Annotated in this window: 11 protein-coding genes; 9 read left to right on the forward strand and 2 right to left on the reverse strand. The window is 72.5% G+C overall.

The features are described from left to right. Nucleotides 1-34: 34 nt before the first annotated feature. Nucleotides 35-1,030, reverse strand: coding sequence for a TAXI family TRAP transporter solute-binding subunit (locus tag ACFYXA_RS00195; RefSeq protein ID WP_389026974.1), 996 nt, complete (start codon nucleotides 1,028-1,030; stop codon nucleotides 35-37). A 121-nt stretch (nucleotides 1,031-1,151) separates the two neighbouring features. Between ACFYXA_RS00195 and ACFYXA_RS00200 the strand changes: the two genes are divergently transcribed. The 3 genes from ACFYXA_RS00200 to ACFYXA_RS00210 all read left to right on the forward strand — a co-directional run bounded on the left by ACFYXA_RS00200 (nucleotide 1,152) and on the right by ACFYXA_RS00210 (nucleotide 4,065). After that, nucleotides 1,152-1,562 carry a MazG nucleotide pyrophosphohydrolase domain-containing protein gene (locus tag ACFYXA_RS00200; protein ID WP_352245837.1) on the forward strand — a complete coding sequence of 137 codons (411 nt, stop codon included), beginning with the start codon at nucleotides 1,152-1,154 and terminating at the stop codon, nucleotides 1,560-1,562. Nucleotides 1,563-1,825: 263 nt separating this feature from the next. Further along, a complete protein-coding gene (gene miaB / locus ACFYXA_RS00205; RefSeq protein ID WP_352245838.1) occupies nucleotides 1,826-3,346 on the forward strand; it encodes a tRNA (N6-isopentenyl adenosine(37)-C2)-methylthiotransferase MiaB in 1,521 nt (506 codons plus the stop codon). A 2-nt stretch (nucleotides 3,347-3,348) separates the two neighbouring features. Beyond that, nucleotides 3,349-4,065 carry a class III extradiol dioxygenase subunit B-like domain-containing protein gene (locus ACFYXA_RS00210; RefSeq protein WP_389028969.1) on the forward strand — a complete coding sequence of 239 codons (717 nt, stop codon included), beginning with the start codon at nucleotides 3,349-3,351 and terminating at the stop codon, nucleotides 4,063-4,065. 27 nt (nucleotides 4,066-4,092) lie between these two features. On the opposite strand, the gene ACFYXA_RS00215 is transcribed toward ACFYXA_RS00210, so the two are convergent. Continuing rightward, nucleotides 4,093-4,383 (reverse strand): antitoxin, encoded by a 291-nt coding sequence (locus tag ACFYXA_RS00215; RefSeq protein ID WP_351091959.1) that lies wholly within the window; start codon nucleotides 4,381-4,383, stop codon nucleotides 4,093-4,095. Between the two features lie 176 nt (nucleotides 4,384-4,559). Here ACFYXA_RS00215 and miaA point away from each other — a divergent pair, with 176 nt between their 5' ends. The 6 genes from miaA (at nucleotide 4,560) to hflX (ending at nucleotide 13,001) form a co-directional block, all read left to right on the forward strand. Beyond that, the gene (miaA, locus tag ACFYXA_RS00220; RefSeq protein ID WP_352245839.1) at nucleotides 4,560-5,498 is read left to right on the forward strand and encodes a tRNA (adenosine(37)-N6)-dimethylallyltransferase MiaA; all 939 of its coding nucleotides are present in this window, start codon (nucleotides 4,560-4,562) and stop codon (nucleotides 5,496-5,498) included. A gap of 108 nt (nucleotides 5,499-5,606) precedes the next feature. Continuing rightward, nucleotides 5,607-6,131 (forward strand): hypothetical protein, encoded by a 525-nt coding sequence (locus ACFYXA_RS00225; RefSeq protein ID WP_351337981.1) that lies wholly within the window; start codon nucleotides 5,607-5,609, stop codon nucleotides 6,129-6,131. A 46-nt stretch (nucleotides 6,132-6,177) separates the two neighbouring features. Next, entirely contained in the window at nucleotides 6,178-7,047 is an 870-nt protein-coding gene (dapF, locus tag ACFYXA_RS00230) for a diaminopimelate epimerase (RefSeq protein ID WP_352245840.1), read from the forward strand. A 296-nt stretch (nucleotides 7,048-7,343) separates the two neighbouring features. Further along, nucleotides 7,344-9,596: an HD domain-containing protein gene (locus ACFYXA_RS00235; protein ID WP_352245841.1), complete on the forward strand. Its 2,253-nt coding sequence runs from the start codon at nucleotides 7,344-7,346 to the stop codon at nucleotides 9,594-9,596. Between the two features lie 247 nt (nucleotides 9,597-9,843). After that, complete coding sequence (locus tag ACFYXA_RS00240) at nucleotides 9,844-11,349, forward strand: M1 family metallopeptidase (protein WP_389026978.1); 1,506 nt, start codon at nucleotides 9,844-9,846, stop codon at nucleotides 11,347-11,349. Nucleotides 11,350-11,507: 158 nt separating this feature from the next. Continuing rightward, nucleotides 11,508-13,001 (forward strand): GTPase HflX, encoded by a 1,494-nt coding sequence (gene hflX / locus ACFYXA_RS00245; protein ID WP_352245843.1) that lies wholly within the window; start codon nucleotides 11,508-11,510, stop codon nucleotides 12,999-13,001. Nucleotides 13,002-13,068 lie beyond the last annotated feature (67 nt).

Raw genomic sequence — 13,068 nt, forward strand, 5'->3', positions numbered from 1 at the left:
GTGGTGAGAGCGAGTTGTTCCCAGCGAGTGCGTTCTACGGCTTGACCGACTTGTAGTAGCGCTTGGCGCCCTCGTGCAGAGGCAGCGGGTCGGTGTAGATCGCGGTGCGCAGATCGACCAGCTGCGCGGAGTGGACGTGCCGGCCGATGCCGTCCCGGCTCTTGATCACGGTCCGGGTCAGCCACTCGGTGAGCCTCGGATCCATGTCCGCCCGCGTGATCAGCAGGTTGGAGACCGCGATCGTCGGCACCGTCGCGCCGTTCTGGATGGTCGGATAAGCCGATTCGGGCATGTTCGTCGCCCGGTAGTAGCCGGTGGCGTCGTCCTGCTCGTGCATCTTGGCCACGAGCTCGGGGCCGATCGGCACGAACCGGAAGGTGAACCGGTTGGCGAGGTCCTGCAGACCGGCCGTCGGCACCCCGCCGGACCAGAAGAACGCGTCGATCCTGCCCTGCCGCAGCTGCTCGGGCCCGGTGTCGATGCCCTCGGCCATCGCCGTGATGTCCTTCGCGGGATCGAGCCCCGCGGCCCGCAGCACCCGCTCCGCGATGAGCCGCACCCCGGACCGGGCCAGCCCCGTGGCGACCGTCCTGCCCTTGAGGTCCGCGACGGAGCGGACGGCGGAGTCGCGCGGCACGACCAGCTGCACATAGTCGTCGTACAGCCGGGCCACGCCGCGCAGCCGGGCGGTGGCGTCGGTGTGCTGCGCCTCGTACGTCTCCACGGCGTCGGCGGCGGCGATCGCGAAGTCGGCCTGGCCCGCCGCCACGCGCGCGACGTTCTCCTGCGAGCCGTTGCTCGCGGTCAGGTCCACGTCCAGGTCGGGCATGTCCTCGGCGAGCTCGTTGCGCAGGCGGCTGCCGTACTCGTAGTAGACGCCGCTCGTGGTGCCCGTGCTGAGGGTGACCGCGCCGCTCGGCGGCTCCTCGCCCAGCGGCAGCAGCCACCACAGCAGCAGCCCGAGCACGACGACGCCGGCCGCACCCGACAGGACGCGGCCCCTGCCGGCACGGGGGAACACCTTGGACATGCGCGCGATCCTGCCAGGCAGGAGGCGACGGTGACCAGGGCGAGGGTCACACAGGGCGACGGGAGCGGGCGCCGGAGGCGGGGCGGGAGGCGTTGTCAGTGGCCGTCGTTACAGTCGGTGCATGAGCTCGTCCTCGCCCGCCGACCTGGTCCGCGCGTTCCACCTCGCCTTCGGACTCGACGCCCGCAGCACGCCCTCGACGGTGTCGCCCCGCCTCGCCCGGCATCGCGGGGAGCTGCTCGCCGAGGAGGCGGCCGAGGTGGCCGAAGTGGCGGTGGACGGCCCGCTGGACCGGCTCGCGCACGAACTGGCCGACGTCGTCTACGTCGCCTACGGCACCGCCCTGGTCCACGGCATCGACCTCGACGAGGTGATCGCCGAGATCCACCGCTCCAACATGACCAAGATCGGCCCCGACGGGCAGGTCGCCCGCAGAGCCGACGGCAAGGTCCTCAAAGGGGAGCACTACGAGGCGCCGGACGTGTCGGCGGTGCTGCGCCGCCAGGGATGGCAGCCGGGCGGCGCGGCCTGAGGCGCGGCCCGGTCGCGGGATCGTCGCGCGCGGGCCCGTCCCGGTCGCCGACCGGCGTCTCCTCCCACACCTCGGGCGCGCTCTGCGGTCGAAGTCGCCGCGCCGCCGCGACCACCACAGGGCCGGCGGTTCGCCCCCCGCCACGCGATCCGCGCCAGCCTGATCTACCCCTGAGGGGGCCTTGCGAGCACCCGTGAGGCCCCGCCGGCTCCCGCGTCGAACGGCGATCCGGGGCACCGTTCCCGAGCGCCTACCCTTGTCCCATGACCAGCAGCAGCGACCGGACCCGGGCAGAGGGCGTGAAGACCTACGAAGTCCGCACCTACGGGTGCCAGATGAACGTCCACGACTCCGAGCGGTTGTCCGGGCTGCTCGAGGACGCCGGATACGTGCGCGCCCCCGAGGGATCGGACGGGGACGCGGACGTCGTCGTCTTCAACACCTGCGCGGTCCGCGAGAACGCCGACAACCGGCTGTACGGCAACCTCGGCCGGCTCGCGCCGAAGAAGGCCTCCCGGCCCGGCATGCAGATCGCCGTCGGCGGCTGCCTGGCCCAGAAGGACCGCGACACCATCGTCAAGAAGGCGCCCTGGGTGGACGTCGTCTTCGGCACGCACAACATCGGCAAGCTGCCGGTCCTGCTGGAACGCGCGCGCGTGCAGGAGGAGGCGCAGGTCGAGATCGCCGAGTCGCTGGAGGCGTTCCCCTCGACGCTGCCGACCCGCCGGGAGAGCGCGTACGCGGCCTGGGTGTCCATCTCCGTCGGCTGCAACAACACGTGCACCTTCTGCATCGTCCCGGCGCTGCGCGGCAAGGAGAAGGACCGCCGCACCGGCGACATCCTCGCCGAGATCGAGGCCCTGGTCGGCGAGGGCGTCAGCGAGATCACCCTGCTCGGCCAGAACGTCAACGCCTACGGCTCCGACATCGGCGACCGCGAGGCGTTCAGCAAGCTGCTGCGGGCCTGCGGAAAGATCGAGGGTCTGGAGCGCGTCCGCTTCACCTCCCCGCACCCGCGCGACTTCACCGACGACGTGATCGCGGCCATGGCGGAGACCCCGAACGTGATGCCGCAGCTGCACATGCCGCTGCAGTCCGGCTCGGACACCGTCCTGAAGGCGATGCGCCGCTCCTACCGGCAGGAGCGCTACCTCGGGATCATCGAGAAGGTGCGCGCCGCCATCCCGCACGCGGCGATCACCACCGACATCATCGTGGGCTTCCCCGGCGAGACCGAGGAGGACTTCGAGCAGACCCTGCACGTCGTGCGCGAGGCCCGCTTCGCGCAGGCGTTCACCTTCCAGTACTCCAAGCGCCCCGGCACCCCCGCCGCGACCATGGAGAACCAGATCCCCAAGGAAGTCGTCCAGGCGCGCTACGAGCGTCTCGTCGCCCTCCAGGAGGAGATCTCCTGGGCGGAGAACAAGAAGCAGGTCGGCCGCAAGCTCGACCTCATGGTGGCGGAGGGCGAGGGCCGCAAGGACGGCGCCACCCACCGCCTCTCCGGCCGCGCCCCCGACAACCGTCTGGTCCACTTCACCAAGCCGGAGCAGGAGGTGCGTCCCGGCGACGTCGTGACCGTCGAGGTCACCTACGCAGCTCCGCACCACCTTCTCGCCGAGGGCGCGGTCCTCGACGTGCGCCGCACGCGCGCGGGTGACGCCTGGGAGAAGCGGCACGCCGAGAAGGCCGCCCGCTCCGCCGGCGTCATGCTCGGCCTGCCCGGGATCGGCGCCCCCGCGCCGCTCCCGGTGGCCGTCGGCAGCGGGTGCGGCTGCGACTGATCATGCTGGTCGCCGCCGCAGTCTGCCCCTGCCCGCCCCTGCTCGTGCCCGAGGTGGCCGCGGGCGCCGCGTCCGAGCTGGACGGCGCGCGCGCCGCGTGCGCCGAAGCGGTGGGCGTGCTCGCCGCCGCCCGGCCGGACCGCCTCGTGATCGTCGGCCCCGCCGACGAGCCCGGACGAGGAGCGCACCCCGAGGGCGCGCACGGCTCCTTCCGCGGCTTCGGCGTGGACCTCTCCGTACGCCTGGGCCGTGCCGTCGACGGCACGGGCCCCGCGGTGGAGCTGCCGCCGTCCCTCGTCGTCGGCGCCTGGCTGCTGGAGCACGCCGGACGGCCCGACGTTCCCGTCGAGGGTCTCGGCGTGGGCGAGCCCTTGGCCGCCGAGCGCTGCGTCGAGGTCGGCAGGGACATCGGCGCGCGGTCGGGCCGGGTCGCCCTTCTGGTCATGGGCGACGCCAGCGCCTGCCGGACCGTGAAGGCGCCGGGCTACCTCGACGAGCGCGCCGCCCCGTTCGACGCCGCCGTCGCACGGGCGCTCGGCGCGGCGGACGTCGAGGCGCTCAAGGCGCTCGACGTCCGTGTGGCACGTGAGCTGAAAGCCTCCGGCCGGGCCCCGTGGCAGGTGCTCGCGGGCGCGGCCGAGGCCGCGGGTCTCACGGGCACGCTGCTGTACGAGGACGCCCCGTACGGCGTGGGCTACATGGTCGCCGCCTGGTCCTGACGCCTTGCTGGGGTGTGCGGGTGGGGTTCAGGAGTTCGGCGGCGGCGGTGTGGTCGGCGGCGTGAACGTGTCGCCGGCTCCGGGCCCGTCCTTGTGCGCGTGGGGTCCGTCTTTGTGGGCGAGCCGGTCCATGGCGCCCTTCGCCTTGCCGGTGCCCGAATGGATCCTGTCGCTGTACTTGCCCTTCGTCTTCTCGTCGACGGTCCTGGCGGCCTTGTCGATCCCGTGATGGATCTTCTCCTCGTGCCGGTGCGCCAGGTCCGAGACCTTGTCCTTGGCCGGGGCGAGCTTGGACTTCAAGTTGTGCAGAAGACCCATGGGTCACCTTCTCCGCAGAAGCAGAACGAGATGTGCGATAACGCCCGCAATCACTCCATACGGTACTCGCGCGGGCGGCTTCCCGCGTCGCCCGCTGCGGGCCGGAAACGACGCCGGACCAGCCCCGTCACCTCACTCGTTCGGGGGCAGGCTGCGGGGTTTGGGAGACTGTCACGGTGAGCAGCGCATCCTCCACCCCTCGCGTCATCGCGGTCGTCGGCCCCACGGCGGCCGGAAAGTCCGATCTGGGCGTCTTCCTGGCCCAGCAGCTCGGCGGCGAGGTCGTCAACGCCGACTCCATGCAGCTCTACCGCGGCATGGACATCGGCACCGCCAAGCTGACGCCCGAGGAACGCGCCGGGGTCCCGCACCACCTCCTGGACGTCTGGGACGTCACCGTCACCGCCTCCGTCGCCGAGTACCAGCGGCTGGCCCGCGCCCGGATCGACGCGCTGCTCGCCGAGGGGCGCTGGCCGATCCTGGTCGGCGGCTCCGGGCTCTACATCCGCGGCGCCGTGGACAACCTGGAGTTCCCCGGCACCGACCCCGAGGTCCGCGCCAGGCTGGAGGAGGAGCTCACCCTGCGCGGCTCCGGCGCGCTGCACGCCCGCCTCGCCGCCGCCGACCCCGAGGCCGCGCAGGCGATCCTGCCCAGCAACGGACGCCGTATCGTCCGCGCCCTCGAGGTGATCGAGATCACCGGCAGGCCCTTCACGGCCAACCTGCCGGGCCATGACTCCGTCTACGACACCGTCCAGATCGGCGTCGACGTGGCCCGCCCCGAACTCGACGAGCGCATCGCCCGCCGCGTCGACCGCATGTGGGACGCGGGGCTCGTGGACGAGGTGCGCGCGCTGGAGGCGCGGGGCCTGCGCCAGGGCCGTACGGCGTCGCGCGCACTCGGCTACCAGCAGGTCCTGGCGGCGCTGGCCGGCGAGTGCACGATGGACGAGGCGCGCGCCGAGACCGTGCGAGCCACCAAGCGCTTCGCGCGCCGTCAGGATTCATGGTTCAGGCGCGACCCGCGGGTGCACTGGTTGAGTGGGGCCGCCGCGGACCGCACGGAACTTCCGCGGCTCGCACTGACGTTGCTCGAACGACCGGTCACAGCCTGATCACGTCATGGCATCGGGACGCGCAGGCCGTCCTCCGGGCCCCCGGCAGCGTGCCATCATCGAGCTTCGATCGACCAAGTGGAGTCCGAACTGGGAGGGCGCGTGGCGATGGAGGCCGGCCCTCGTGACACCGCACAAGGCACCGAGCACCTGACCACCGAACGGGTGGAACCGGAGCCGGAGGACGTGCGTCTGAGCCCCGACGGGCCGGACGACGCCGGGAGCGGTGTGGACGACACTCTGGACGGCGTGACCGAGGACGGTCCCGAGCCCGACGAGATGTTCGCCAGCGGCCCCGAGGTCGAGGTCGAACTGCGCCCGCAGCGCCGCCTGCGGATCTGGCAGCTCGCCCCCATCGTGGCCCTGGCCGCCACCGGCTCCCTGATGTTCGCGTTCCCCCTCGCCTTCGACTTCGGCGACAGCGGGGCCGTGATCGCCATGCTGGGGCTGCTGATCTGCTTCTGCGCGGCCGGGTGGGGCATGACGGCCGCCCGCCGCGTGGGCCACACCTGGCCCGGACTCCCTCCGCGCGGCTCGGGCCGCCGACCCGACTGGCGCGTCGTCCTCGCCTACGTCGTCCTGGTGGCCGCCGTGGTGGTCCTGGCGGTCCTGCGCGTCGCCAGGCTGCGCTGAGCCCCGTCCCGCGTGCCGTGTCGTACCCACCCCGTACGATCGAGGAATGAGCACGCGGATCGCCTTCCTCAAGGGGCACGGCACCGAGAACGACTTCGTGATCGTCCCGGACCCCGAGAACGCCCTGGACCTCCCCCCGGCCGCCGTCGCCGCCCTGTGCGACCGCCGTGCGGGCATCGGCGGGGACGGGCTGCTGCACGTCGTGCGCTCCGCCGCCCATCCCGAGGCGAAGGACATGGCGGCCGAGGCGGAGTGGTTCATGGACTACCGCAACGGCGACGGCTCCGTCGCCGAGATGTGCGGCAACGGCGTCCGCGTCTTCGCCCGCTACCTCCAGCACGCGGGCCTCGTCCCCGAGGGCGACCTCGCGATCGCCACGCGCGGGGGAGTGAAGAGCGTGCACATCGCCGAGGACGGCGACGTCACCGTCGGCATGGGCAGGGCGCGCCTGCCCGAGGGAGACGTCACCGTGAGCGTCGGCGAGCGCAGCTGGCCCGCACGCAACGTGAACATGGGCAACCCGCACGCCGTGGCCTTCGTCGACGACCTCGCGCACGCGGGCGACCTGTTCTCCCCGCCGCCCTTCAGCCCCGCCTCCGCGTACCCGGACGGCGTGAACGTCGAGTTCGTCGTCGACCGCGGCCCGCGGCACGTCGCGCTGCGCGTGCACGAGCGGGGCTCCGGCGAGACCCGGTCGTGCGGCACGGGCGCGTGCGCCGTCGCCGTGGCGGCCGCGCGCAGGGACGGCGCCGACCCGACCGCGACCGGATCCCCCGTCACCTACACCGTGGACGTCCCCGGCGGACGCCTCGTGATCACCGAGCAGCCGGACGGCGAGATCGAGATGACCGGACCCGCGGTCATCGTCGCCGAAGGCGAGATCGAACCCGAATGGCTGGAAAGCGCCGCCCGTTGAGCCGGCCGCCGGCTTGGCATCGCAGGCGGCGGAGCCCGCCCGGGTGCGGGACCGCCGCCCGGGACGCTGTCGCGAGTTGGAAAGCACGACAGGCTCAAAGTCGGCTGGCGTAAAAGGTAAACCTCGAAATCGTCGCTCGAATGGGTGATCCGTTTCACGCTCGGCGAGAGGCGGCCAGTTGGGCGTGATGGGCTCGGTAGCATCAAGCACCGGCCCGGACGGGGGAGACGCCAGCCCCCTGAGCCGTGTCCGCCCTGGGGCACTCCGTCCGCCGGTCCACGCAGCCGGAGGTGCCCATGAGTGCGGAGGCCACGAACCCCGCGACCCCAGGCCCGGTAGCGCCTGCCTCTACCCGCAGGCGCAGCCGCCCCCGGATCGACCTGCGCCGCCTGGGCCGGGCCGCGCTGCTCGGTCCCACCTCCCGCGGCCGCCTCCCCGACGCCATCAGCCATGTCGTGGAGGCGCACCGCGCCCACCACCCCGACGCCGACCTCGAACCGCTGCGCCGCGCCTACGTCCTGGCCGAGTCCTCCCACCGCGGCCAGATGCGCAAGAGCGGCGAGCCGTACATCACGCACCCGCTCGCCGTGACGCTGATCCTCGCCGAACTCGGCGCGGAGACCACCACCTTGACGGCCTCGCTGCTCCACGACACCGTCGAGGACACCGATGTGACGCTCGATCAGGTCGGCGAGCAGTTCGGCGAGGAGGTCCGCTTCCTGGTCGACGGCGTCACCAAGCTGGAGAAGGTCGACTACGGCGCCGCCGCCGAGCCCGAGACCTTCCGCAAGATGCTCGTCGCCACCGGCAACGACGTCCGCGTGATGTCGATCAAACTCGCCGACCGCCTGCACAACATGCGCACCCTCGGCGTGATGCGCCCCGAGAAACAGGCCCGCATCGCCAAGGTCACCCACGAGGTCCTCATCCCGCTCGCCGAACGCCTCGGCGTGCAGGCCCTCAAGACCGAGCTGGAGGACCTGGTCTTCGCGATCCTGCACCCCGAGGAGTACGCGCACACCAGGGAGTTGATCGCCGACAACGCCGCCCGCGAGGACGACCCCCTCACCGAGTTCGCCGAGGCCATGCGCACGGTCCTGCGCGACGCCGGCATCCAGGCCGAAGTCCTCATCCGGCCACGGCACTTCCTCTCCGTCCACCGCGTGTCCCGCAAGCGCGGGCGCATGCGCGGCTGCGACTTCGGCCGGCTGCTCGTCCTCGTCAACGAGGACGCCGACTGCTACGCGGTCCTCGGCGAACTCCACACCTGCATGACGCCGGTCGTCTCGGAGTTCAAGGACTTCATCGCCGTCCCCAAGTTCAACCTGTACCAGTCGCTGCACACGGCGGTCGCCCGCGCGGACGGCCAGGTGGCCGAAGTCCTCATCCGCACCCACCAGATGCACAAGGTCGCCGAGGCCGGAGTGGTCGCGCTCGGCAACCCCTACGCCCAGCCCACCGAGGACCAGGGCGGCGAGGCAGGACGGACGGAGCGGGGCGCGGCCGAGGGATCCCGGGCAGAGGGGGGCCCGGTCGGCGACGGCGAGCGCGTCGACCCCACGCGCCCGGGCTGGCTCTCCCGGCTCCTCGACTGGCAGGAGGGCGCGCCCGACCCCGACACCTTCTGGTCCACCCTGCGCGAGGACCTCGCCCAGGACCGGGAGATCACCGTCTTCCGTCCCGACGGCGGCACCCTCGGCCTGCCGGAGGGAGCCACCTGCGTGGACGCTGCCTACGCGCAGTACGGCGACGACGCCCACGCCTGCATGGGAGCGCGCGTCAACGGCCGGCTGGCGACCCTGAGCACCGTCCTGCGCGACGGTGACACCGTCCAGCTCCTGATGGGCCAGGACCCGGCCTCGGAGCCCTCCAGTCAGTGGCTGGAGCACGCCCAGACCCCGGCCGCCCGCATCGCCATCCAGCGGTGGCTGGCGGCGCACCCCGGGACGGGCACCGCGTCCGGGGAGCCCGCCGACGGGCCCGCGCCCGGCGGGGCCGACGGGACGGACGGCGAGGGCGGCGGCACCGGGCGTCCCGCGACCGAACGGCCGGCGGGCGTGCGTGCGGCTTCCGGGGAGCCCGGGGCGCGGCCCGACACCGCGATCACCGTCGTGGACCGCCCGGACGCCGGCGTCCGGCTCGCCGGCTGCTGCACGCCCGTACCGTCCGACGAGGTGACCGGCTTCGCCGTGCGCGGGGGAGTGGTCACCGTGCACCGCGCCGAGTGCGCCGCCGTGGCCCGGCTGGCGAAGGCGGGGCGCACCGAGGTCGACGTGCGCTGGGGCGACACCACCGAGTGCCGTGTCACCCTGGTCGCCGAATCGTTCGGCCGCCCGCATCTGCTCGCCGACCTCACCGAGGCGATCGCCGTGGAAGGCGCGGAGATCGTCTCCGCGACCGTCGAACCCCCCAGCCAGCAGCGCGTACGCCACACCTACACTCTGCAACTGCCCGACGCGGCGAACCTGCCGACCCTGATGCGCGCCATGCGCGACGTCGCCGGCGTGTACGACGTGAGCCGCACCCCGCACCACGCGCCGGCGCCCTGAGGCGGACACGCGCCGAGGGGTGTGTGGTGGCGGGCGTCCGCTGTGACGCTTCGCCGGGGGTGTGTGGTGGCGGGCGTCCGCGGTTCCTGGGGGCGCGAGGTGGCGGGCGTCCGCCGTGAGGCCTCCCTGGGGGCGCGAGGTGGCGGGCGTCCGCCTCGGTGGCCCCCATCGCACCCGGACAACCCGTTCGGGTGGGCCGGTCGCGCGCCGTCGCCGAGGCGCACGCGCGCGCTGATAGCGGTGGGGCATGCTGCTCACCCCTCGCGCCCACACCGGCCTCCCCGCGTCACCGGGCCCGCGCCCTGCCGCCTCCCGGCGTCGCAGGCTCAAGCCCGCCCTCCTCGCCTCGGCGGTCGCCGTGTGCCTCGTCGCCGCGAGCGCCCCGGCGACCCCGCTCGGCGTCGGCGACCGCCTCTTCCCCCACCTGGGCAACCCCGGCTATGACGTGGCCTCGTACGACCTGTCGTTCACCTACTCCGGCAGCAACAGCGAGCCGCTCCAGGCGGTCACCGTCATCGACGGCTGGACCACCGACGCACTGGAGAGGATCAACCTCGACTTCGCCCACGGCGAGGTCTCCTCCGTCGAGGTCGACGGCAAACCCGCCGCCTTCGCGAGCGCCGGCGAGGACCTGGTGATCACCCCGCAGAACCCGCTGCCCCGGGGCGACTGGATGCGCGTCACCGTGCGGCACACCAGCGACCCGGTGAGCACCGGCCGGGACGGCGGCTGGCTGCGCACCTCCGACGGCCTCGCGATGGCCAACCAGGCCGACGCCGCCCACCTGGTGTTCCCGTCCAACGACCACCCCTCCGACAAGGCGCTGTTCACCATCCGGGTCACCGCGCCCGACGGTTACACGGCCGTCGCCAACGGCGTGCCGACCGGCGTGCGCAGGGCCGCGGGCGCGACCACATGGACGTACCGCACACTGCACCCCATGGCCACCGAACTGGCCCAGGTCTCCATCGGCCGTTCCGCCGTCGTGCACCGCGAGGGACCGCACGCGCTGCCGCTCCGCGACGTCGTCCCCGCCGGGGACCGCGACCTCCTCGAACCCTGGCTCGCCAAGACCCCCGAGCAGATCACGTGGATGGAGAACAGGGTCGGCCCCTACCCCTTCGAGACGTACGGCCTGCTCATGGCGGAGGCCAGCACCGGCTTCGAACTGGAGACGCAGACCCTCTCCCTCTTCGAGAAGGACCTGTTCACCGAACCGGCCTACCCCCAGTGGTACATCGAGTCGATCATGGTGCACGAGCTGGCCCACCAGTGGTTCGGCAACAGCGTCAGCCCCCGCACCTGGTCCGACCTGTGGCTCAACGAAGGCCACGCCACCTGGTACGAGGCGCTGTACGCGCAGGAGAAGGCCGGCCGCACGCTTGAGGCGCGTATGAAGGCGGCCTACGGCGCCTCCGACGGCTGGCGCGCCGCCGGCGGCCCGCCCGGAGCCCCCAAGCCGCCCGAGCCCGGCAAGAAGATCGGCATCTTCCGCCCGAACGTCTACGACGGCGCGGCCCTCGTGCTCTACGCCCTCCGCCAGGAGATCGGCGAGAAGGCGTTCGAGCAGGTGGAACGGACCTGGGTGCAGGAGCACCGCGACGCCACCGCGAGCACGGCCGACTTCCGGAGTCTCGCCGAACGGATCTCCGGACGCGACCTCGGCGCCTTCTTCAAGGACTGGCTGTACGCCGAGAAGACCCCGCCCATGCCCGGCCACCCCGACTGGAAGCCCGCGCCGCCCGCCGCCTGAACCCCGGAATAAGGCGATGACGAGACGGGCCGTACCGTGCGAACATCGTCAGGTCGGCGCGGCACGGGACACGGGAATCTCCCGGGGTACTCGTGCGTTGTCCACAGTGCCCGCCGTACAGACGGCCACAACGGCATCCCCAACGACGTAAGGACCCAATGACCTCCTCTTCATCCCCTTCCCAGGACACCAAGCGCTTCGCGCACAGCCACCCCGAGGGTCTTCGGGCCGATGCCCTGATGGAAGAGGACGTCGCCTGGAGCCACGAGATCGACGGAGAGCGGGACGGCGACCAGTTCGACCGCTCCGAGCGGGCGGCGCTGCGCCGCGTCGCGGGCCTCTCCACCGAACTCGAGGACGTCACCGAGGTCGAGTACCGTCAGCTCCGCCTGGAGCGGGTCGTGCTCGTCGGCGTCTGGACCTCGGGGACCGCGGAGGACGCGGACAACTCCCTCGCGGAGCTCGCCGCCCTCGCGGAGACCGCGGGCGCGCTCGTGCTCGACGGCGTGATCCAGCGCCGCGACAAGCCCGACGCGGCCACCTACATCGGCTCCGGCAAGGCCGACGAGCTGCGCGACATCGTGCTCGAGACCGGCGCCGACACCGTCATCTGCGACGGTGAGCTCAGCCCGGGCCAGCTGATCCACCTCGAAGACGTCGTCAAGGTCAAGGTCATCGACCGTACGGCCCTGATCCTCGACATCTTCGCCCAGCACGCCAAGTCCCGAGAGGGCAAGGCGCAGGTGGCGCTCGCGCAGATGCAGTACATGCTGCCGAGGCTGCGAGGCTGGGGTCAGTCGCTGTCCCGTCAGATGGGCGGCGGCAAGGGCGGCGGCCTCGCCACCCGTGGCCCCGGTGAGACCAAGATCGAGACGGACCGGCGCCGGATCCGCGAGAAGATGGCGAAGATGCGCCGGGAGATCGCGGAGATGAAGACCGGCCGCGAGATCAAGCGCCAGGAGCGCAAGCGGCACAGGGTGCCGTCGGTCGCCATCGCCGGCTACACCAACGCCGGCAAGTCGTCGCTGCTCAACCGCCTCACCGGCGCGGGCGTCCTGGTGGAGAACGCCCTGTTCGCCACCCTCGACCCGACCGTGCGCCGGGCCGAGACCCCGAGCGGCCGCCTCTACACGCTGGCCGACACCGTCGGCTTCGTCCGGCACCTGCCGCACCACCTGGTCGAGGCGTTCCGCTCCACCATGGAGGAGGTCGGCGAGTCCGACCTGATCCTGCACGTGGTGGACGGCTCGCACCCCAACCCGGAGGAGCAGCTCGCCGCCGTGCGTGAGGTGATCCGGGACGTCGGCGCCATCGACGTGCCCGAGGTCGTCGTGATCAACAAGGCGGACGCGGCCGACCCGCTGACGCTCCAGCGGCTGATGCGGATCGAGAAGCGTTCCATCGCCGTCTCGGCCCGTACCGGCAAGGGCATCGACGAACTGCTCGCCCTCATCGACGGCCTGCTGCCCCGGCCGTCGGTCGAGATCGAGGCGCTCGTGCCGTACACCCACGGCAAGCTGGTCGCCCGTGCCCACACCGAAGGCGAGGTGATCTCCGCGGAGCACACGGCGGAGGGCACCCTGCTGAAGGCACGGGTGCACGAGGAACTCGCGGCGGACCTCACGCCGTACGCCCCCGCCCAGCTCGCCTGACGTCTCCCCGCACAAGGGCCCGCCTCCTGCTCCCCGCAGGGGCGGGCCCTCGTCGTGGCTACCGTGC

Origin of the sequence: Streptomyces sp. NPDC002566 (assembly GCF_042889585.1) — a bacterium.
In the GTDB taxonomy this organism is placed as follows: domain Bacteria; phylum Actinomycetota; class Actinomycetes; order Streptomycetales; family Streptomycetaceae; genus Streptomyces.

Bases quoted from the DNA above. Each gene is read 5' to 3' on its own strand.
- ACFYXA_RS00210 (WP_389028969.1), top strand. From the start codon at position 3,349: ATGCTGGTCGCCGCCGCAGTCTGCCCCTGCCCGCCCCTGCTCGTGCCC.
- hflX (WP_352245843.1), top strand. From the start codon at position 11,508: ATGACCTCCTCTTCATCCCCTTCCCAGGACACCAAGCGCTTCGCGCAC.
- ACFYXA_RS00195 (WP_389026974.1), bottom strand. From the start codon at position 1,030: ATGTCCAAGGTGTTCCCCCGTGCCGGCAGGGGCCGCGTCCTGTCGGGT.
- ACFYXA_RS00240 (WP_389026978.1), top strand. From the start codon at position 9,844: ATGCTGCTCACCCCTCGCGCCCACACCGGCCTCCCCGCGTCACCGGGC.
- ACFYXA_RS00215 (WP_351091959.1), bottom strand. From the start codon at position 4,383: ATGGGTCTTCTGCACAACTTGAAGTCCAAGCTCGCCCCGGCCAAGGAC.
- ACFYXA_RS00225 (WP_351337981.1), top strand. From the start codon at position 5,607: ATGGAGGCCGGCCCTCGTGACACCGCACAAGGCACCGAGCACCTGACC.
- miaB (WP_352245838.1), top strand. From the start codon at position 1,826: ATGACCAGCAGCAGCGACCGGACCCGGGCAGAGGGCGTGAAGACCTAC.
- dapF (WP_352245840.1), top strand. From the start codon at position 6,178: ATGAGCACGCGGATCGCCTTCCTCAAGGGGCACGGCACCGAGAACGAC.
- ACFYXA_RS00235 (WP_352245841.1), top strand. From the start codon at position 7,344: ATGAGTGCGGAGGCCACGAACCCCGCGACCCCAGGCCCGGTAGCGCCT.
- ACFYXA_RS00200 (WP_352245837.1), top strand. From the start codon at position 1,152: ATGAGCTCGTCCTCGCCCGCCGACCTGGTCCGCGCGTTCCACCTCGCC.